Source organism: Mesorhizobium sp. M1E.F.Ca.ET.041.01.1.1 (genome assembly GCF_003997355.1).
Classification (GTDB): Bacteria; Pseudomonadota; Alphaproteobacteria; order Rhizobiales; family Rhizobiaceae; genus Mesorhizobium.
The window spans coordinates 1-18,793 of the sequence record NZ_RZSL01000010.1; the positions used below are offsets into that span (position 1 = coordinate 1).

The 18,793-nt window shown below is 61.4% G+C and carries 25 protein-coding genes, 2 tRNA genes and 2 pseudogenes; 10 read left to right on the forward strand and 19 right to left on the reverse strand.

The genetic code is table 11. The annotated features are described in order from the left end of the window. The coding region (locus tag EOA38_RS02310) for an NAD(P)(+) transhydrogenase (Re/Si-specific) subunit beta (protein WP_189434385.1) at positions 1 to 147 on the forward strand (147 nt) is incomplete at its 5' end. 325 nt (positions 148 to 472) lie between these two features. Here the strand turns inward: EOA38_RS02310 and EOA38_RS02315 are convergent. Further along, positions 473 to 610, reverse strand: a pseudogene (locus EOA38_RS02315) (integrase); the annotation flags it as partial. A gap of 123 nt (positions 611 to 733) precedes the next feature. Between EOA38_RS02315 and EOA38_RS02320 the strand changes: the two are divergent. The 6 genes and pseudogenes from EOA38_RS02320 (at position 734) to EOA38_RS39695 (ending at position 3,812) form a co-directional block, all read left to right on the forward strand. Continuing rightward, complete coding sequence (locus tag EOA38_RS02320; protein ID WP_127298323.1) at positions 734 to 1,198, forward strand: heme-binding domain-containing protein; 465 nt, start codon at positions 734 to 736, stop codon at positions 1,196 to 1,198. Positions 1,199 to 1,496: 298 nt separating this feature from the next. Further along, a complete protein-coding gene (locus tag EOA38_RS02325; protein WP_126089962.1) occupies positions 1,497 to 1,907 on the forward strand; it encodes an antibiotic biosynthesis monooxygenase in 411 nt (136 codons plus the stop codon). A 19-nt stretch (positions 1,908 to 1,926) separates the two neighbouring features. Further along, positions 1,927 to 2,409, forward strand: a complete 483-nt coding sequence (locus tag EOA38_RS02330) for a CoA-binding protein (RefSeq protein WP_127298324.1) — start codon at positions 1,927 to 1,929, stop codon at positions 2,407 to 2,409. Then, positions 2,406 to 2,879, forward strand: a complete 474-nt coding sequence (locus tag EOA38_RS02335) for a hypothetical protein (RefSeq protein WP_127298325.1) — start codon at positions 2,406 to 2,408, stop codon at positions 2,877 to 2,879. Before EOA38_RS02330 ends, EOA38_RS02335 begins: the two co-directional genes overlap by 4 nt. 208 nt (positions 2,880 to 3,087) lie before the next feature. Further along, positions 3,088 to 3,189: pseudogene (locus EOA38_RS02340) on the forward strand (Lrp/AsnC family transcriptional regulator); the annotation flags it as partial. Between the two features lie 212 nt (positions 3,190 to 3,401). Then, complete coding sequence (locus EOA38_RS39695) at positions 3,402 to 3,812, forward strand: alpha/beta hydrolase (protein WP_210212942.1); 411 nt, start codon at positions 3,402 to 3,404, stop codon at positions 3,810 to 3,812. A gap of 20 nt (positions 3,813 to 3,832) precedes the next feature. On the opposite strand, the gene EOA38_RS02350 is transcribed toward EOA38_RS39695, so the two are convergent. Then, complete coding sequence (locus EOA38_RS02350; protein WP_189434387.1) at positions 3,833 to 4,420, reverse strand: SDR family oxidoreductase; 588 nt, start codon at positions 4,418 to 4,420, stop codon at positions 3,833 to 3,835. Positions 4,421 to 4,441: 21 nt separating this feature from the next. On the opposite strand from EOA38_RS02350, the gene EOA38_RS38925 reads away from it, so the two are divergent. Continuing rightward, on the forward strand, positions 4,442 to 4,603 hold the full coding sequence (locus EOA38_RS38925) for a hypothetical protein (RefSeq protein WP_189434390.1): 162 nt from the start codon (positions 4,442 to 4,444) through the stop codon (positions 4,601 to 4,603). 279 nt (positions 4,604 to 4,882) lie between these two features. On the opposite strand, the gene EOA38_RS02355 is transcribed toward EOA38_RS38925, so the two are convergent. The 11 genes from EOA38_RS02355 to EOA38_RS02405 all read right to left on the reverse strand — a co-directional run bounded on the left by EOA38_RS02355 (position 4,883) and on the right by EOA38_RS02405 (position 12,663). Further along, the gene (locus EOA38_RS02355) at positions 4,883 to 6,130 is read right to left on the reverse strand and encodes an integrase arm-type DNA-binding domain-containing protein (RefSeq protein WP_127298327.1); all 1,248 of its coding nucleotides are present in this window, start codon (positions 6,128 to 6,130) and stop codon (positions 4,883 to 4,885) included. A gap of 212 nt (positions 6,131 to 6,342) precedes the next feature. Next, positions 6,343 to 6,418 (reverse strand) — tRNA-Phe (locus tag EOA38_RS02360). Between the two features lie 212 nt (positions 6,419 to 6,630). Next, entirely contained in the window at positions 6,631 to 6,852 is a 222-nt protein-coding gene (gene yacG, locus EOA38_RS02365) for a DNA gyrase inhibitor YacG (RefSeq protein ID WP_127298328.1), read from the reverse strand. A gap of 13 nt (positions 6,853 to 6,865) precedes the next feature. Beyond that, positions 6,866 to 7,492 carry a Maf-like protein gene (locus tag EOA38_RS02370; protein WP_127298329.1) on the reverse strand — a complete coding sequence of 209 codons (627 nt, stop codon included), beginning with the start codon at positions 7,490 to 7,492 and terminating at the stop codon, positions 6,866 to 6,868. Between the two features lie 19 nt (positions 7,493 to 7,511). Beyond that, a complete protein-coding gene (gene infA, locus EOA38_RS02375) occupies positions 7,512 to 7,730 on the reverse strand; it encodes a translation initiation factor IF-1 (RefSeq protein ID WP_006200926.1) in 219 nt (72 codons plus the stop codon). A gap of 286 nt (positions 7,731 to 8,016) precedes the next feature. Beyond that, positions 8,017 to 8,448 carry a low molecular weight phosphatase family protein gene (locus tag EOA38_RS02380; RefSeq protein ID WP_281060082.1) on the reverse strand — a complete coding sequence of 144 codons (432 nt, stop codon included), beginning with the start codon at positions 8,446 to 8,448 and terminating at the stop codon, positions 8,017 to 8,019. A 178-nt stretch (positions 8,449 to 8,626) separates the two neighbouring features. Continuing rightward, on the reverse strand, positions 8,627 to 9,112 hold the full coding sequence (locus EOA38_RS02385; protein WP_126092500.1) for a UPF0262 family protein: 486 nt from the start codon (positions 9,110 to 9,112) through the stop codon (positions 8,627 to 8,629). 2 nt (positions 9,113 to 9,114) lie between these two features. Next, on the reverse strand, positions 9,115 to 10,407 hold the full coding sequence (gene hisD, locus EOA38_RS02390) for a histidinol dehydrogenase (protein ID WP_127298330.1): 1,293 nt from the start codon (positions 10,405 to 10,407) through the stop codon (positions 9,115 to 9,117). Between the two features lie 5 nt (positions 10,408 to 10,412). Next, complete coding sequence (locus tag EOA38_RS02395) at positions 10,413 to 10,847, reverse strand: DUF2948 family protein (RefSeq protein ID WP_126092502.1); 435 nt, start codon at positions 10,845 to 10,847, stop codon at positions 10,413 to 10,415. Between the two features lie 182 nt (positions 10,848 to 11,029). After that, the gene (gene murA, locus EOA38_RS02400) at positions 11,030 to 12,322 is read right to left on the reverse strand and encodes a UDP-N-acetylglucosamine 1-carboxyvinyltransferase (RefSeq protein ID WP_127298331.1); all 1,293 of its coding nucleotides are present in this window, start codon (positions 12,320 to 12,322) and stop codon (positions 11,030 to 11,032) included. 143 nt (positions 12,323 to 12,465) lie between these two features. Then, complete coding sequence (locus tag EOA38_RS02405; RefSeq protein WP_127298332.1) at positions 12,466 to 12,663, reverse strand: hypothetical protein; 198 nt, start codon at positions 12,661 to 12,663, stop codon at positions 12,466 to 12,468. 223 nt (positions 12,664 to 12,886) lie between these two features. Here EOA38_RS02405 and EOA38_RS02410 point away from each other — a divergent pair. Continuing rightward, positions 12,887 to 12,961 (forward strand) — tRNA-Thr (locus EOA38_RS02410). Positions 12,962 to 13,039: 78 nt separating this feature from the next. On the opposite strand, the gene EOA38_RS02415 is transcribed toward EOA38_RS02410, so the two are convergent. The 6 genes from EOA38_RS02415 to EOA38_RS02440 all read right to left on the reverse strand — a co-directional run bounded on the left by EOA38_RS02415 (position 13,040) and on the right by EOA38_RS02440 (position 17,464). Next, positions 13,040 to 13,747, reverse strand: a complete 708-nt coding sequence (locus tag EOA38_RS02415; protein ID WP_127298333.1) for an NAD(P)H-dependent oxidoreductase — start codon at positions 13,745 to 13,747, stop codon at positions 13,040 to 13,042. Between the two features lie 26 nt (positions 13,748 to 13,773). Continuing rightward, entirely contained in the window at positions 13,774 to 14,250 is a 477-nt protein-coding gene (locus EOA38_RS02420; RefSeq protein ID WP_127298334.1) for a DoxX family protein, read from the reverse strand. 11 nt (positions 14,251 to 14,261) lie between these two features. Beyond that, positions 14,262 to 15,047, reverse strand: a complete 786-nt coding sequence (locus EOA38_RS02425) for a DNA-binding domain-containing protein (RefSeq protein ID WP_127298335.1) — start codon at positions 15,045 to 15,047, stop codon at positions 14,262 to 14,264. After that, positions 15,034 to 16,059 carry a DUF692 domain-containing protein gene (locus EOA38_RS02430; protein WP_127298336.1) on the reverse strand — a complete coding sequence of 342 codons (1,026 nt, stop codon included), beginning with the start codon at positions 16,057 to 16,059 and terminating at the stop codon, positions 15,034 to 15,036. The genes EOA38_RS02425 and EOA38_RS02430 overlap by 14 nt, the downstream gene beginning before the upstream one ends. Positions 16,060 to 16,102: 43 nt before the next feature. After that, on the reverse strand, positions 16,103 to 16,372 hold the full coding sequence (locus tag EOA38_RS02435) for a DUF2282 domain-containing protein (RefSeq protein WP_127298337.1): 270 nt from the start codon (positions 16,370 to 16,372) through the stop codon (positions 16,103 to 16,105). A 234-nt stretch (positions 16,373 to 16,606) separates the two neighbouring features. Continuing rightward, entirely contained in the window at positions 16,607 to 17,464 is an 858-nt protein-coding gene (locus tag EOA38_RS02440) for a hypothetical protein (RefSeq protein ID WP_127298338.1), read from the reverse strand. A gap of 389 nt (positions 17,465 to 17,853) precedes the next feature. On the opposite strand from EOA38_RS02440, the gene EOA38_RS02445 reads away from it, so the two are divergent. Further along, positions 17,854 to 18,768, forward strand: coding sequence for a LysR family transcriptional regulator (locus tag EOA38_RS02445; RefSeq protein ID WP_127298339.1), 915 nt, complete (start codon positions 17,854 to 17,856; stop codon positions 18,766 to 18,768). Positions 18,769 to 18,793 lie beyond the last annotated feature (25 nt).

The following is an 18,793-nucleotide window of genomic DNA, read 5'->3' on the forward strand; positions in this document are numbered from 1 at the left end:
GCCCGCACCTGCCTGTTCGTCAAGCGCTCGCTCGGCTCAGGCTATGCCGGCATCGACAACACGCTGTTCTACAAGGACGGCACCATGATGCTGCTCGGCGATGCCAAGAAGATGACCGAGGAAATCGTCAAGGCCATGGATCACTGATCGACAGTTTGAACCGTTGAAATATCATCCAACGTACATCTGAGGTCGGCTTTCTAACCCATCATCCGGGGAACCAGCCCGCTGCGCGAGATGGCGCGTGGGGTGAGAGGGGCACCGCTTGCATTGAAAACTAGTCCTCCTCCTTGTCCTGAGGTTCGCCAGACCATACGAGAGAATACGAAGGAAATGGGCTGGCGAACCACCCGCTAAGATATTGATTTTCTGTACGAAACGATGTCCCTCCGGGCCTACCATTGTCGTTATTTATCAATGCTTTATAGGGTGGTTCGCCACGAGGTTCGCCAAGCATCGGCTTGCGCGTTACGAGGCGTACGACTCGATCCATCCCCTGCACAGCCAGCCGAACCTGCGATGCCTCTCGCGAATAAAGCTCTGCATGATCGATATCGTCATGACCGAGCACGTCCATAAGCTGCCTAGTCGAGGCCTCGGCTTCGGCTAGATCCGTTCATGCCGCACGAATTCGAAAAGTCTGGCAGAAGAATTGACGGAGATCAAAGCGCGATGCGGGCGTACAATGCAGACTTTATTTTTTGTTAATGTCCGATGACGGAGGGAACAGCCAATGGGCAAACGCCTCCTCCAAGTGATCGCTGCCATTGCGGTCGTCTTCGTTGCGGCGCAACTCGTTCGTCCCGACCGCACGAATCCGCCGACTGACGTTAGCCGCACCATTCAGGCGCATGCCGGTATAACCAGCGAGCTCGTGGCTGTTCTGGATCGCTCGTGCGGCGATTGTCATTCAAACGCGACCGTGTGGCCGTGGTACTCGAACATCGTCCCCTTCTCCTGGCTTATGGCGTACGGCGTCAACGAAGGGCGAAAGGCGGTCAACTTCTCAGAATGGGCCGGATACTCGCCGGAGCAACAATGGAAGCTGCTGGCCGAGTCTTGCCACGATGCAACGTCGGGCAAGATGCCCGGCTCGTATACCGCACTGCGTCCCGAGACTCGGCTCTCGTATCAGGACATCGATACGATCTGTGTGGCCGCGCAGAAAGCGGAAGTGGATGCGGGCCATGTGCAGTGAAGCGATGCAATCAGCCTTTCCGCGGCTCAGCAGCGTTCGCACAGGATCGCAGCCCTGTCGGTGGGACATCTTCGCTCTGGCATGGTTCGCCTTCAATTCGACCGTTGTGAGTTGGCGACGGGACGCATCTGCTGGCGGTCGCCACCGCGTGCTGGATCGCCACGTTCCCTTTCCGCGCCTGTCCAGCTCGCGAAGGGCCGTAGCAATCGCGAGCACTGAGCACGCGGGAGCGCTCGGCACCTCGGGCTGTTTGTACGTTCCTTCTTGGCCGTGACACGTATGAGATGGAGGACGAGCTATGAGTTACCTTGAATTGAGCGCGCACTTCACGGTCCGCCCGGGCTGCCTCGACGGATTCAATAAGCAGGCGGCCGAGTTGATTCGGATCACACGGGAAAAGGACACAGGAACACTCCGCTACGACTGGTTCCTCAGTAGCGATGGCACCGAGTGCGAGGTTCGTGAGACGTACACCGGCCCGGAAGCCTTGATCGAGCACAACAGGCATATCCTGCAAGCTCGTACCAAGTTATTCAACGAGTATGCCGACAATCACTTCATGATTTTCTACTCAGAACCTTCGCAATCGCTGCTCGATTTGCTGAAGGCTCACCAAGTCGGATTTAAGTGGTTCTCCTTCGTTCGAGGTTTGGAGTCTACGCCGTCCCGCATTCCTGGAACGGACCACGACGTCAAGCACGCGTTGTAAGCCGGATTGGGAGGCGCCGATGACTCCAACAAATCTTGAAGCCAAGGTTTCCGACTTCCTTGCGCAAAGGCGGATCGCCGTTGCAGGCGTGTCGCGCAACAACAGCCATCATCCGGCCGGCAACCTTATCTATCGGCGGTTGAAGAAGACGGGGCATGAGGTCTTCGCGGTAAACCCGAACTTGGAGACCTTCGATGGCGATCCCTGCTTCCGCGACCTGCGATCGATTCCAGGTGGGGTTGATGGAGTCGTGATCGTCACGCGACCTGAAATCACCGAGGGCATCGTGCACGACTGTTCGGTTGCCGGGATCCGCCGCGTTTGGATGCATCAATCCCTTGCGAAGGGATCGAGTGTCTCGCCGCAGGCAGTCGAATTCTGCCGTCGACACGATATCAGCGTGATCGAGGGCGCCTGTCCAATGATGTACGGCGATGGCGTCGACTTTGGGCACACGTGCATGCGGCTGCTCATGAAACTGACCGGAAGGTTACCAAAATGAACCGCCGGCAGGTCGCGTGGATTATCATCCTAGTCGTCGACGTCGCATATATCGCATGGGGCGCGGGGGCCGCAGTGTCTCCCGAACATCTTCTAGGTCCAGCTGGCAAAGGGATTCTGCCGGCGGCCTATGAGGGCTACTCCGGCGGGTCTTGGTTGGAGCTTACGGGCACTTACCCGATGATCGCGGGCTACATAACAGTGCTGTACCGGATGTATGGCATCTATTGCGTCCTGTTCGGACTTCTGGCCAGCGCCATCGCCGTAACGGCGTTCCGCCGGGGTGAGCCTTGGGCATGGTGGGCGTTGTTCATCGGAAACACGGTCGCATTTGGGTCGGCGATAACGATGGATAAGATTGTGAATGCCATCGGCCCCTTCGAGCTAACGGAATACCTCGGCCTCGCACTCGTCTGGGGAGCGCTCGCCATAACACCTCCATTTCGTGCAGCATCAGCTGGGCCCGTTTGATCGGCGAGCTAAGCCAGCTTCTGCAAGGAGATCCGGGTGCCGATGCGGTGGCATTCGGGACGCGCGAGGATGCCCGTTCCTGGCACATCTCGACATGGTATGTCAGGATGGAGACGGCGGCCCGTGCAGCGCGACAATCTGGGAGAGAGGCTCACCTTGATTGCCGCGCCGCAGCAATCCGGACGCAAGGGCAAGTCAACGGCGCTTTCGGGCTTCGAACCTTGCGGAGTTTGACCGGGTGTTACGTCAGGTCCGTATGATCGACGGTGTGTCGAACAGCGAGACGAGCCTGTTGCTGAGCAGCGTATGAGGGGAGCATGTGACAAGCTGGCGGAGACCGGCTTCCGGCGGTGCGTCAAGGACATGCTCAATGGCTTCCAAGCGGAAGGAAACTGCACAGCAGCGCTGATCGCGGCGACGGCGCCAGCAGCCGGCACATCCCAGACCCGAACAGTCCGGCAAGATCGGCACCGATTTTCCATGCTCACCGGTAGAAACAGCGGAAAGGTAGGTCGAGCAGCCATGTGCAAGGAGGCCAAGAAGGTTGTCGTCTTGAAATCCGCAGGATTCCCGCAACATGGTCCTCTGGCGGACGAAGGCCGCAGCCATCGGGTTCCGCGAAATGGTTCCGAACCAAACTGGAGAATGCAGCGCCCGCAACGCCTTCAACGAAGCAGGAGAGTGATTTGCGGAATGGTAGAGTGGCAGGATTTGAACCTGCGCCCCCAGACCGAGCCGTCCTGGTATCTGCTTTCCAAGGACGACCAGCTTGTGCCGCCGGCGGTGGCCCGCATGATGGCGCAACGCGCGAACGCCGCCATCGTCGAGGTACCGGGCAGCCACGCCACCTTCGTCGCGCATCCAGCCGCTGCCGCGAAGATCATCGAGCAAGCCGCCGAAGCCGAGGCGAAGTGCGAAGGACGAGCTCGCTAACTCGAGTTCGAGGATCTATTCTACGAAACAGCGAGAGGTGAGGCTTCTAAACGCTGAAGCCGCCATCGGCCATGAGGACCGCCCCATTGATGATTCCGGTCCTCCGAGGCGAGGTGACGAGCCGCAGCGGCGATTTCGGCAGGCCTGGCAAAGCGTCCGACGGGGATATCCCTTCTGGCCTTTTCTCCCTTTTCGCCTGACCAGCCGACAAGCGCCATCGGCGTCTCAACCACTGTCGGTGCGATCGCGTTGGCAGTGGTGCCGAACTTGGCCCATTCAATGGCCATCACCTTTGTCAGGTTGATCAGCGCCGCCTTGCTGGCACCATAGGCGGCATGCTCCTCGATGGCGACGACGCCGGCTTGCGAGGAGATGTTGATGACGCGGCCGCGTCCTGAAGCCTTGAGATAGGGCAGGGCAGCAGCAGCGACGAGCCAAGGACCCCGGAGGTTGATCCGCATCGTCTTGTCCCAGACTTCGATATTTGGTTCCCCGGCGGGGAAAACGATACCTAGCCCGGCATTGTTGACGAGAATGTCGATGCCCATCGCCGTACCAATTCGGTCGACGACAGAAGCGATGGCGCCAGTGTCTTCAAGATCGAGCACGAAGCCTTTGTGGTCACAAAGTTGATCGGCGCAAGCAAGCCGACCGCGATCCGTGCGATCGAGGCGCTGACCGAAGCCAATATTCTCGTGGAAACCACAGGGAAGAAGCGCGACCGCAGCTTCGCCTATCGCGCCTATCTTGAGTGCCTGCGAACCGGAACGGAATTGGACAGCGGCGGCTGATCGCTACCAACCGCGAAATCATACCAAGCAAAGCCCACATCCTAGGACCCTGCATGAAACCCCGTCTCATGCAGCGTCCTTTGCTTAGGCGCGGAACCATAGGGAGCGATACGGGAAGATTTCCTATTTTGGCCCACGAAAAAGACAATGAAATCAGAGATGTGAATATGTCCTCCGGACCCCACCATTTGGTTGTCAAGTTTCGACGTTTTCGAACTCAGCATGATCTTCGTAGTTTGGAGGTTCGTCTCGGCGTTTGGTGAACCGTCGCTGTTGGGTTCAAGGTGGCCCTCGCGACGGTGTATGGACAGCAGGCCTGCCGCGTCCCCCAACTGGGATCACCCGCGCGTTCTTGCTCTCGAGTTCATCCAGATAATCGGCCCACCATTGCATCATCTTGACGCGCTCTTCCCAGTGCTCAGCCCGGGCGTAGGCGCGACGAACGTCGTTATTCTCAATGTGGGCGAGCTGCCGCTCTATGGCGTCCGGATGCCACTTGCCACATTCGTTTAGCAGAGTTGATGCCGTTGCTCGAAAACCATGCGCGGTAGCTTCTTCCTTGCCGTAGCCCATGCGGCGCAGCGCGGCGTTAAGCGTGTTGTCGGAGATCGGACGCGAATCCGACCGAACACTGGGAAAGAGCAGGGATCCACCGCCGGAGATTTCTCTAAGCGAGGTCAGGACACTGACGGCCTGCCTTGCAAGGGGTACGCGGTGCGGCCGTCGCATTTTCATGCGTGCTTCAGGAATGATCCACACCGCGCTTTCGAAATCGAACTCTTCCCATTCTGCCGCGCGCAGCTCGCCAGGGCGGGGAAACAGCATTGCCATCAGCTTCAGGGCGGCTCTGGTTGTTGGCTGTCCGTCGAATGCATCGACCGCCCTCAGCAAACCTCCCAAGGCCTTAGGGTCGGTAATCGCGGCACGAGGCGTGACCTTCGGACTGATGAGTGCGCCCCTCAGGGCGATCGTCGGATCTCCCTCGGCGCGTGCGGTCGCGATTGCGTATCGAAACACGGTGCCGATGGTGGAGCGCAGTCGCCTAGCCGACTCGTATCGACCGCGAACCTCGACGCGACGAAGGGCGGTAAGGATGGTGGCCGGATCGATCTCCCGAATGCACTTGTCGCCGATTGTCGGATAGGCGAAGTCGAGGAGCCATTTGACCTTGGTGATCGTCCGGTCGGCACGTCCCTGCTTCTTCAGCTTCTCAACATATTCGTCCGCAATTGAGCGAAAAGAGTCCTTTGCCGAATCGACCTTTTGCAAGCTGCGTTCCTTTCCAGGGTCTATGCCAGCCAGCAGGAGCCGTTTAGCGTCATCGCGCGCCTGGCGCGCCTCGGCGAGGGAGACAAGGGGATAGCTGCCCAGCGCTAGCAGTTTCTGCTTGCCGTCAAAGCGGTAGGCGAGCCTCCAGAGGCGAGAGCCCGTGGGCTGCACCCATAGCTGCAGCCCGCCCCCGTCTGATAATTTGACGAGCTTCGAAGCGCGGCGGGCGTTTCGGCATTTCACGTCGGAGAGGGCCATTTGTTAGGTCTCCCTTGGCTGTTTCGATACCATCAGGATGTCGAATACCAACGGAAATACCATCCCCCTGCCTCGTTGGACCAAATGCGCCCGAAGCGCTCTCGACCCAGCTCAAATGCACCATTTGACCGAAAAAGATCAACAATTTCAGTGATTTGCAGAAGCTGCAACGTAGAAGCTTCGGCGAAAGGGAGTGTCGGGAGAAGAGGGGATGGTGCCCAGAGGCGGATTCGAACCACCGACACGCGGATTTTCAGTCCGCTGCTCTACCAACTGAGCTATCTGGGCCTGGACCGGCTAGCGGGGTTCGCCCGCCGGGTTCACGAGAGCGCCGGATGGCGCCCCCCTGAAAGCGCGTGGGTTATAGCATGGGTATTCGGCCTGTCCAGAGCAATTCCAGGAAAAGTGCGTTGCGGTTTCCGGTCTGGAATTGCGTAAAAACAATCACTTAGCCTAAGTGCTGATTTCGCACGGAAAGGAAATGGCAAATTGCCGCGCGCTCACCCCTCGTCCTTGGGCGAGGAGCCTTGTTTCGAGCCGTCCTCTTCTTCTTCCTCGCCGTCGCGGCCGGGGATGACGTAGGCGCCCTTCAGCCAGCGATTGAGGTCGATGTCCTTGCAGCGTGCCGAGCAGAACGGATAACGCTCACGCGCGGAAGGCTTGCCGCATTCGGGGCAGGGCCGCTTCGGTCGCAGCGGCGTCACCTTGTCGTCAAGACTCATGGGTCGTCCATCCTCATGGACGCGCGACGTGCCAGTTCCGGTGCGCCTTGAAACCCTCGCCGGAAAGCAGCGCCACGCTTTCATAGAGCGGCAGGCCGACCACGTTGGTGTAGGAGCCGACCAGCTTGACGACGAAGGAGCCGGCCAACCCTTGCACGGCGTAGCCGCCGGCCTTGCCGCGCCATTCGCCCGACGCGATATAGGCGTCGATCTCCTCGCGCGGCAGCCGCTTGAAGCGAACCCTGGTCTCCACCAGCCGCTGCCTGAGCTTGCCGCCCGGCGTGATCAGGCAGATGCCGGAATAGACGCGGTGCGAGCGGCCGGAAAGCAGGCCGAGGCAGTTCACGGCGTCGTCGATCGTCTCGGCCTTGGGCAGGATGCGCCGCCCGACCGCCACCACCGTATCGGCGGCGAGGATGAAGGCCGGCGCATGATCTTCCTCGCTTTTCAACGAGGTGAGCGCCTTCTCGGCCTTCTCCTTGGCGAGCCGCTTTGCCAGCGAGCGCGGATGTTCGGCGCGCAGCGGCGTCTCGTCGACATCGGCGGGCAAAATGCGGTCCGGCTCGATGCCGGCCTGCTGCAACAACTCGATGCGACGCGGCGAACCCGAGGCAAGCACGAGCTTCTGCAGGATGCTCATCGCCGTTCGCGCCAGACTGTTACTTGAAACGATAGGTGATGCGGCCCTTGGTCAGGTCATAAGGCGTCATCTCGACCAGGACCTTGTCGCCGGTCAGCACGCGGATGCGGTTCTTGCGCATGCGGCCGGCCGTGTGAGCGATGATCTCGTGTTCGTTTTCGAGCTTCACCCTAAACATCGCGTTGGGCAGCAGTTCCGTGACCACACCTGGAAACTCGAGGACTTCTTCCTTCGGCATTCGATACCTTTGCTTGGATGGCGGTTCCGGCGCCTAGAGCATGATGCCGAAAAGTGTCAAGCGGTTTTCGGACGACATCATGCTCTACTTCTTTGATCCGGAGTCGGATGAATTCCGGCCGAACAGACCGGAAATCATCCGACTCCGGCCGGAATTTGCGGCGGAACCTATATGATAATCGCCCGCTTGTGAACATGCTTAGAACCTTTCCGGCCTGGATAGAATCGGCACCTTCGGCAGAACGGCTCAATCCAGGCCGGAAAGGCTCCTGATCGGCGCCGCGTTTTCACTCCGGCGGCGCGAAACGCTTGGCAATACGCGCCTTCAACCGCTCGCGCACATCGCGGTAGGCGGCCATGATGTGCTCGCGTGTGCCGCCGGTGTCGGTCGGATCGGGCATCGGCCAGTATTCGACCTCGACGGCCAGCGAGCGGGTGAGCTCGAGCGCGGCGTGGTGCGCTTCCGGCGCCAGCGTCACGATCAGATCGAAATAATCGTCCTCCAGCTCGTCGAGCGTTCTCGGCTGCCGCTCGCCGAGCGTCAGACCCTCTTCGGCAAGCACGGCGTCGACGAAGGGATCGCGCTCGCCGCTGCGCACGCCGGCCGAAGCGACGAAAGTGGTGGTCGGCAGGAACCGTCGCGCCAACTGTTCCGCCATCGGCGAGCGCACGGCGTTCATGCCGCACACAAACAGGATCGAATGCGGCAGCGCGGCCACTAGAGCATGATCCCGAAAAGTGGGAACCGGTTTTCGGAGAAGATCATGCTCCGGCAAAAGAGCATGATCCCGAACCGGAGGTCAGCGAACGCAAAAAGTGGGAACCGGTTTTCGAAGAAGATCAGGCTCCAACAAAGAGTTAGATCAGGATGGCGATTCAACGAAACGTCATCCTGATCTAGCCCCGCCAGTGCAGCACGCAGACCAGCGTGAACAGCCGGCGCGCCGTGTCGAAGTCGATCTCGATCTTGCCGGCAAGCCGGTCCATCAGCGTCTGCGATCCCTCGTTGTGCAGGCCGCGCCGACCCATGTCGATCGCCTCGATATGGCTGGGCGTCGAGGAGCGGATGGCCTCGTAGTAGCTTTCGCAAATCAGGTAGTAGTCCTTGACGATGCGCCTCAGCGGCGTCAGCGACAGGATGTGGGTGACCACGTCGGCGCCATTCTCGCGGCTGACGGCGAACACCAGGCGCTGCTCGGCCAGCGACAGCTTCAGCCTGTATGGGCCAGCGCCATCGTCATTGACCGGCCGGAAACTGTTTTCCTCGATGAGGTCGAAGATCGCCACCGCGCGCTCGTGCTCGACATCGGGCGTCGAACGGCCGATCGTGTCGTCAAGCTCGACGTCGATCAGCCTGTCGCGGTTTTGGTGGTGGCCGGACATCGCTACATGTTCAGCCGGATCGCTACGGAGCGTGCGTGCGCGTCGAGCCCTTCCGCCCTGGCGAGCGCGATCGCCGCCGGCGCCAATGCCTTGAGCTGTTCCGGCCCGAGCTTCAGGATCGACGTGCGCTTGACGAAATCAAGCACGGACAGGCCCGAGGAGAAGCGCGCCGAGCGCGCCGTCGGCAAGACGTGGTTGGAGCCGCCCACATAGTCGCCGATGACTTCCGGCGTGTGGCGGCCGACAAACACGGCGCCGGCATTGCGCATTCTGGCGAGAAAGCTTTCGGCGTCATCGAAGGCAAGCTCGACATGCTCGGCCGCGATCCGGTCGACCAGCGGCAGCGAGGCTTCGATGCTCGGCACCAGAATGACGGCGCCGAAATCGCGCCAGCTCGCGGCGGCCGTCTCGGCGCGCGGCAGGGCCTTCAACTGACGTTCGACCGCTTGCTCCACCGCCTGGCCAAACGCGGCATTGTCGGTGACAAGGATCGATTGCGCCGACGCGTCATGCTCTGCCTGGGCGAGCAGGTCGGCTGCGATCCAGTCCGGATCGTTGTCCTTGTCGGCCACGACCAGCACTTCCGACGGCCCGGCGATCATGTCGATGCCGACGGTGCCGAACACCTGGCGCTTGGCCGCCGCGACATAGGCGTTGCCCGGGCCGACGATCTTGGCGACCGGCCTGATCGTCTCGGTGCCGTAGGCGAGCGCGGCGACGGCTTGAGCGCCGCCGACGCGGTAGATCTCCGACACGCCGGCGAGGTCGGCCGCCACCAGAACCAGCGGATTGATGACGCCGCCAGAGGCCGGCACCACGATCACGATGCGCTCGACGCCGGCGACTTTCGCCGGCACGGCATTCATCAGCACCGAACTTGGATAGCTCGCCGTGCCGCCCGGCACATAGAGGCCGACGGCCTCGATCGCCGTCCAGCGCGAGCCGAGCTCGACGCCGGCTGCGTCCGTGTAGCGGTCGTCCTTCGGCTTCTGCCGCTCGTGATGGGAGCGGATGCGGTCGCGCGCGAATTTGAGCGCCTCGACGGTGGCCGGGTCGGCCGCAGCATAGGCCCTGGCGATATCGTCCTTCGAAACGGCGATGCCGAGCTTGCCGAGATCGGCCTTGTCGAATTTCAGCGTGTAGTCGGTGAGAGCCTTGTCGCCCTCGGCGCGCACGCGCGCGATGATATCGCGCACCACCGCCTCGACATCGGCCGACACTTCACGCTTGGTCGAAAGAAAGGCGGTGAAACGTTGGTCGAAATCGGCGTCCTGCTGGTTGAGCGTTATGGCCATGGCGCCTAGCTCCTGTGCACGGGACGCGATGCGGCTTCCCAGGAGCCGCCGACATCGGCGAGCCGCGCCTCGATGCACTCGACGTCGAGCATGATCGTGCCGCCTCCCGAAAACACCAGCTCGATGATACCGGCCGGCTTGCTGATCGCAACGAAGCTGATCGCCAGCAGCGAAAGCACCTCGGCCGGCTTGTCGCGCGCGATGCCGCTGGTCTTGGCGCCGAGCACGCGGTCGAAATGCAGAACGCTCTGCCGCCGCTCATTGTGCTGGCGCAAGAAGCCGGGCTTCGCCTCCCAGACGAAACGGTTCATGGTCAGCACGAAGCGCTTGGCCGCCGGCAGGTATTCGAGGTCTGAGACCTTCATCACGGCGTCCTGGACATGGGCCGAGACGATGCTCAGGTCCTGGTCGTCGAGCGCGATGAGCTTGAGAGCGGCCATGCGGTATGCGCACCTGAAGGTTGATGGTTCAGCCCTCTGTTAGAACATGATCCCGAAAAGTGGAAACCGGTTTTCGGCAAAGGTCATGCCCAAACAGAGACTGGAGCGGGATTGAACCCGGTTAGATCGAGTCCAACCACGCTCTAGTGGGTCTTTCCGCTCTGCGCAACCGAGGCGCTTTGTCAGCCTGAAATCCGCTCGATCACCGCGCCGCAGCCGGAAAGCTTCTCCTCCAGCCGCTCGAAGCCGCGATCGAGGTGGTAGACGCGGTTGACGGTGGTCTCGCCTTCGGCGGCAAGGCCGGCAATCACAAGCGAAACCGAGGCGCGCAGGTCGGTCGCCATGACCGGCGCGCCCTTGAGCCTGGCGACGCCGTCGACGATCGCCGTCTGGCCGGAGAGCGTGATGTGGGCGCCAAGGCGGGCAAGCTCCTGCACATGCATGAAGCGGTTCTCGAAGATCGTCTCGGTGATGCGAGACTTGCCCTTGGCCATCGTCATCAGCCCCATGAACTGCGCCTGCAGGTCGGTCGGGAAGGCCGGGAAGGGCGCCGTCGTCACGTCGACCGGCACAATGCCAGCGCCGTTGCGCTTGACGCGGATACCCTCGTTGGTGGGCGTGATCTCGGTGCCGGTCTCGACGAGAACGTCGAGCGCTGTCTGCAACAGGTCGGGCCGCGCGCCTTCCAGCATGACGTCGCCACCGGTCATCGCCACCGCCATGGCATAGGTGCCGGTCTCGATGCGGTCGGGGATGACGCGGATGCGGGCGCCGGACAGCGCCTCGACGCCCTCGATAGTGATGGTGGAGGTGCCTGCGCCATGGATCTTGGCGCCCATGGCGATGAGGCATTCGGCGAGGTTGACGATCTCCGGCTCGCGCGCGGCGTTTTCGAGCACCGTCTCGCCCTTGGCGAGCGAGGCCGCCATCATCAGCACATGGGTGGCGCCGACCGACACTTTCGGGAACACGTAGCGATTGCCGTGGAGACGGCCGTTCTTCGTCTTGGCGATGACGTAGCCGTTGTCGACGTCGAGCTCTGCGTCCAGCGCCTGCAGGCCCTCGAGGAACAGGTCGACCGGACGCGTGCCGATGGCGCAGCCGCCTGGCAGCGACACCTTGGCCTCGCCCATGCGGGCAAGCAGCGGCCCGATGACCCAGAAGGAGGCGCGCATCTTCGACACCAGCTCGTAGGGTGCGGTGGTGTCGACGATGTTGCGGGCGGAAAAATTGATGGTGCGCGAATAGCCTTTCTGCTGGCTCTCGCGCCGACCGTTGACGGAATAGTCGACGCCGTGATTGCCGAGGATGCGGATCAGTTGCTCGACATCGGCCAGATGCGGCACGTTCTCCAGCGTCAGCGTGTCGTCGGTGAGCAGCGAGGCGATCATCAGCGGCAGCGCCGCGTTCTTGGCGCCCGAGATCGGAATGGTACCGGCAAGCTTATTGCCGCCGACAATTCTGATGCGATCCATGAGAGAAACGTCCCCTCGGCCCGGACGGGCCGCTTTCAATCGGTTGAGTATGTCCGGCTCTAGACTATTGGCCGGCTTGGTTCAAGAAATAGGATTTCCCCACCTGTGGACCAAGTGTGGTCGGCCAGTGTGGCTGATTTGGGTTACTTTTTTTGCATTTTTCCAGCAGTTGGCAAGCCTTCCGGCCGCTCGTCGGCATCGCAGGCGCGCTTGTTAGCGTCGCCGGCGCGTCGGGAACGCGCTTGTGCCTTGCGTTTCTGCAGGTTGGCGCGCAACGCTTCGGCGAGCCGGTCCTTGCGCTCGCCGTCGCCCTTTTTCGCTGGATTTGCCTTGTCGTTCACAGGTCCGTCCCCGCCGGCGGATAGCCGGCTGTGCTTCAGGCATAGTTAACATTGTGGCGCCGCCATGTCATGAAAGCCGCTTGGAAGCGGCTTTCACAGTTGCGGCAGTCAATACATATCACTCAAAATCGCGCAGGGTTTTGGGACAGCGACATGCGTCGTTTTAAGGTTTTCTTGGCCTTGCGCTTGCCGGTTCGTTATGGCAGAAGCGCCGCCATCGCAGGCTGCGGTAGCTCAGTGGTAGAGCACTCCCTTGGTAAGGGAGAGGTCGAGAGTTCAATCCTCTCTCGCAGCACCAGCCTATCCCTTTGAAATTGCAGCCAGGACCTGCGGCCGGCGTGCGGCGCTCTGCTTGGTGCACTGGACAGAGCCTTTTTTACGTCGACTTCAAAACATGCATATCGTCGAACTCCGCGAGCTTTGGATACGCGATCGTCGGAGCATGCGCGAGGCTGAGGACGCGTTCACGGTAGCGATCGAGGCACATCTGGCGCTCATTGTCGCCGATGCGTGCTGGTGCGTGCACCAGAAATGGCTCGATCACCGTGAAGCCGACAAAGTAGAGCATGCCGTGGTTGATTGGGAACAGGATCTCGGCGATTGGTCCGTTCAGGCCGCGGTCGGAATAGATCGGCGGCGGTCCGCCGATCGTGACGGAGCACATCGCGCGCTTTCCTGCGAGGACGCCGCGGTCATACCATTTGCCGCCGCCATAGATGCGGCCCCCTGACGCGAACACTCGGTCGACCCAGCCCTTGAGGATCGCCGGCAGCCCGAACCACCAGAGCGGAAACTGCAGGATCAAGACGTCGCACCAGAAAAGCTTGTCCATCTCCGTCTGGATGTCTGGAGCAAATCCGTCGTGGGCAGCCGCATTCGCCTCCTCAGCCTGCTGGCGATAGTAGTTCGCGTCGCGAACGGTCGTGAAGTTGCGGCGGTCCGATACCGGATTGAACCCCATGGCGTAGAGATCGGAGACGACCACTTCGTGCCCCGAAGCGGACAGAGCTTCTTGCGCCGTGCGGGTGAGGGCGCCGTTGAAGCTCTTGGGCTCGGGATGTGCATGAACGATGAAGATGCGCACCGTGCTTTGTCACTCGGTTTCGATATTCATTTTCTGGATGTCGAAAGGACCCGCGCGGCGACGCAGTCGAGCGAGAAGACACCGGCACCGCGTGTCAGCACGAGCAACAGCAGCGAAGACCAGAGCAGGTGCTCAGCCCAGTTCTCCGGGTAGACGAAAATCTGGATGACTGAAACGACGCCGAGCAGCATCAGTGCAGCAAGCCTCGAGAACAGCCCGAAGAAGATCAGAACCGAGCCCGTGAGTTCGGCGGCGGTCGCCAATGGCGCCGCGATCGACGGGTCGATGAAGGGCAGATTGTATTCGTTGGCGAAGAGCTGCAACGTGACCGGCCAGGATGCCAGCTTGCTTTGGGCGGACTGCCAGAATACATGCGCGACAGCGACGCGTGCGGCGAGTTGGACCAGCGAAAGCGGAATGTGTTCGGACAGCTTGATGATACGCTTGTAGAGGCCGACGAAGCCGGCCGGGCTGGACGAGGATTGTTCCGATATTGCGGTCATGACCGTCTCCGTCAGTTTGAGGGGGAATTCGAGGCGACCCGCACGTCGGTGACGAGCCTGTCGCGGAACAGACGCACAAGGGCTGAAACCAGGTCGAAGGCCGGGTCGAGCGCTAAGGCACGGCCAGTGGCATGCTCAAGGCCCAAACCGTGCTTCAGCGAATGCCAGAAGGCGAAGCTCGCGCGGTCTAGCAGAAAAAGCCGCACGTAATTGCCCGATCGCCACAACGCCACGCGTTCGGGGCGCCTTATCCAGGTGACGTTTTCGTCGACCGCCGTCTTCTGTTGATGCGCCATCCATACCGACAGGATCGACCAGTGCGAGACGATCAGGCGCAGTGAGGGCTGGAGCAGGATATCCGGCGAGAGGCCGAGGTCGGTGTTGTCGTATTCTGCGAGGCTGCGGGGTGGCAGCGAAGCCGTATCGAGCGCCTCGGCGATGGCCCATTCGAGCCGCGCCGTTTCGGCGACGATCGGCATATCGGACAGCGTGTCGATCGTCTTGAGGAAACGCGGGAAGCCGGCGCCATAGCGCGCAAGGCGCGATTCAACCGGCGGATGGCGTCGAATGAACTCGCTCGCCACATAACGGAAGAACCGTTCGTCGACAAGGCGGACGGTGACTGGAAACACCGCCATCAGCACTGCGGTGAGCGAACTGCGCGTGTTGTTCTGGTAGATGCGCAGGCGGGCCAGTGGATCGGCCTTGCCGGCGGTCAGCATTTTCGCGGAGACCATTGGTTCGATGGCAAGCACCGAGCGCGCCATGGTGGTCTGCAGGTGTTCAAGCGGCAACATCGTATCTTCCCTCCATTGGCGTTAAAGCGTTCGCCATCACAGGTCCGGCCTTGGCGGCAGCACATGCTGCAAGCACTGGCATGCTGGTCCTCACGTTTTCAAAGGGGGTAGGGGACGCGGGCCGGGGCTTGGTTGTCGCGGCCTGTCTCGCAGCCTGCTTGCGGCCGAACATGATCGAAGCGGTAAGCATGTCGGCCCACATCGCTTCGCCAAGCAGCACGTCGAGAACCGGAACGTCGGTGTCCCATTCAATCAGGGTTGGTCGCGGTCCGAGGCGCGTTATGGCGTGCTCATAGAGGGCCCAAACGACCGGCGGAACCCGCGAGCCATGGTCGTCGATGAGCACGGTGTCGGTTCCGACCTGATTGGTCGCATGGCCGGCGAGATGGATCTCGCCGATAGCGCCCGCAGGCAGCGCATCGATGAAAGTCTTTGCATCGTATTGCAAATTGTGCGCCGAGACATGGACGTTGTTGACGTCGAGCAGCAGGCCGCAGCCGGTCCGCGCCACGAGCTCGGCCAGGAACTCGGCTTCGTTCACCGAGGAGTCGGCAAAGGCGACATAGGCAGACAGATTTTCGATCAGCACCTGCCGCTTCAGCATCTCCTGGACGGTATCGACGTTGCGCGCCACGATCGCCAGCGCCTCTTCGTCATAGCGCAGCGGCAGCAGATCGTTGAGGTAGGCGCCGTCGGCGACGCTCCAGGCCAGATGCTCGGAAACCAGATCGGGCTGGAAGCGCTCGCAGACCCTGCGCAGCCTTTCGAGATGGTCGAGGTCCAAGCCTCGCGCGCTGCCCAGCGACAGGCCGACGCCATGCACCGACAGCGGATAGATTTGGCGCAGCCGTTCAAGCGCCTCGACGCCGGCGCCGTCTCCCATGTAGTTCTCGGCATGAACCTCTAGCCAGCCGGCGGAAGGCCGTCGCGTCAGCATTTCGCTGATGTGAGGCGAGCGAAGACCGATGCCCGCCGATGCGGGGATCGCAAGGGGCTGAAATGCACGGGACATCGGTCTGCTCCATTCTAGAGGGTTGGCTCGAAGTCTGGATCGTTCAGGCTTTCGGCTTGTCGCTGCCGCCCGCGATCTTGGCGCAGCTGCCGGCGGGCACGTAGAGCCAGGAATCCGGCTGGTTGTCGGCGGTTGCGGTGCCGGCGCAGGAATGCGTCGCGGTCTGGCAGTCGTTCTGGCCTGCCTTGACCACGCCGTAGCACTTCTCGAAGGCGAAGCCGGGCTTGGCGGCAGGACCGCTGTAGGCCGCTGTCGCGGCAAGCGAGGTGGCGGCCGCGAGGGCCGATCCGATGAGGGTTCTGGTGTTGATCACAGGCTTGTCTCCTGGTTGGCGTTTCGAGAGAAAGACCGGCCTTGGGCCCGTCTGCAAATCAGTCTGTCCGATCGGCGTGCCGAGCTGAAATGCTGTCTCGGCATGGAATTGATACGCAGTCACTATGTCTCGGGAGACAACGCGAAAAAGCCCTCCGGCGGGAGACGCCGGAGGGCCTGGCGCCTGCATTCGGGAGTATGCGAAGCAGGCGCGGCTAGGCGGGGAGCGAGGCGCCTAGATGTATCGACTTTCGCAGTTTGTGGGCGGGCTTCCACCAGTGCGCAGAGGATCAGCGGCAAGCCAGTCTGCTGCGCGCTGCCGCCCCGTGTCGCGCATGTCGGTCAGTTCGCCCCAGTCGATCCAGGGCCGCAGGAGCAGCGGAGCTCCGGCACGGTATCGACTGTCGAATATGGTGTGAACCAGCACACATTTGGTCACGCAATGGCTGGCTGGGAGGCCGCGATCCGGACACGGCGTGGTGAATACGCAAGGTCTGCCGGTGACAATCAGGCGATGGCGAGCTTCAGGTGATAAGACAGGCGGCGACTGCAAGACGTCGCCGTCGCCCCAATAGATATCGCCGTCGATCTCGACAGGCAGCGAGAGGAAGGGGATCGTGGCCGCCGCCACGATCGCGTTGATGGACAACCGGTCGCTTGTGAATATCTTCACCGCATCCGTGCGCGCGTTGACGGCCAGGACGCCAAGTTTCACCGGGCAGTCTTCGTCACGGATTTGCTCGAGATCGATCGACTGTTCCAGGACGGATCGAAGCAGGCTGGCTCTGCCATCGGCGAAAATCGAGGCGTGGCTGACGCGCCGCCAGAAATTGGCGAGTGCCGTCCGCGCGCCGCGCCTGCCGCCGACGCTCAAGCCATAGGCAAAGACCGCCGCCTCCATCGCTGCAAAGCCCGACGCGGTGACGCTGCTGAAGCTGCAGCTCGGCTCGTCCAGCAGGCGATCGAGCACGCCCCACACGAAAGCGCCATGTACATCGTTTGCCAGCACGATGTCGATCGTCCGGTCTCCTACATTAAGATCAGCCACTGATGTGATGGCTTGGTCTGTTCTCATTGCGGGCTGGGTAAGCATGGTTTGGTCTCCATCCCAAGATCGTCAACAAGGCGACTGGAGAGAGACTGCCGCATCTTCTTGTTCAGCCGAAATGCCAAGGTGGCATGAAGTCCATAGGCAGATTGCATTGGCTGTCGGTCTTCGCGCGCCACACTCTTCATCCGATCAGGCCAGGCGATGCGACGCGTGTCGCCAGCTCCGGCGCCGTAGCCAGAACCACGGCCTGGAACAGGATGATGAGAAGACAACTCGCCTGTGTGGCTGCTCGACAGATGGCGGGCCTTGGCCCGCCATCTGTCATGACGAAACGCTATCGACTTTATAGCCCCACTGCATTGGCGTGATGGAATGCTTTGCGGCAGGGTTCGAGCCTGACCTTGCATCTCTGCAGTGGAGGGACGACCCGCATGGACATTCATCACATCCGCTACTTCCTGGCCGTGTGCGAGACACGAAACTTCACGCGCGCCGGCGAGAGGTGCAACGTCACCCAGCCGGCGCTGTCGCGGGCAATCCAACAGCTAGAGGATGAAGTCGGCGGCTTGCTGTTTCGCCGCGAAAGAAACCTGACGCATCTGACGGATCTGGGTGCGCTTCTTCGGCCACGGTTTCAGCAGATCCTCGATGAGGTGACCGGCGTTCGGCAGGAGGCGTCGAGGTTCCTGTGCCTGGAAAACGCAAATCTCAAAGTTGGGGTCATGTGCACCATCGGTCCGCGCCGATTCACCGGTCTGTTGGCGGACTTCAACAGGCGCCAGCAGGGCATTCAGCTGCAGCTGGTGGAAGGCGTGCCTGCCTCTTTATCGCAACTGCTGGAAGCGGGTGAAATCGATGTTGCCATCATGGCGTCCAGCAACAGTTTTCCGGAGCGGTTCGACGTCACGCCGCTCTATCGTGAGCGGTTCGTTCTTGCCTTCCCCAACGGCCATCGCCTGGCCCGCAACGACAATGTCGCCATCTCCGAGCTCGACGGCGAGAACTATCTCAGGCGGCTGAATTGCGAGTATCGTGATCACCTCGCCGGCCTTTGCAACGATCGCGGCGTCAAGCTCAGAATCTCCTACGCCAGCGAGCGCGAAGACTGGATTCAGAACATGGTTTCCGGCGGGCTCGGGATTTGTTTCATCCCGGAATTCAGTGCCGTTATCCCGGGTCTGCAAATCAGGCCTGTCATCGATCCTGAAGTCTGGCGGGAGGTCTCGTTGGTCGTCGTGGCGGGCCGCCGCTTCTCGCCGGCGACGTCAACCTTCGTGACCAGCGTCAAGGCGCACAGCTGGCCGGAAAGCGGCATCGACCTGCCGGTCAGGAAGACAGCAGCGTAACAATCCAAAGTGAAGCCTAACTCCG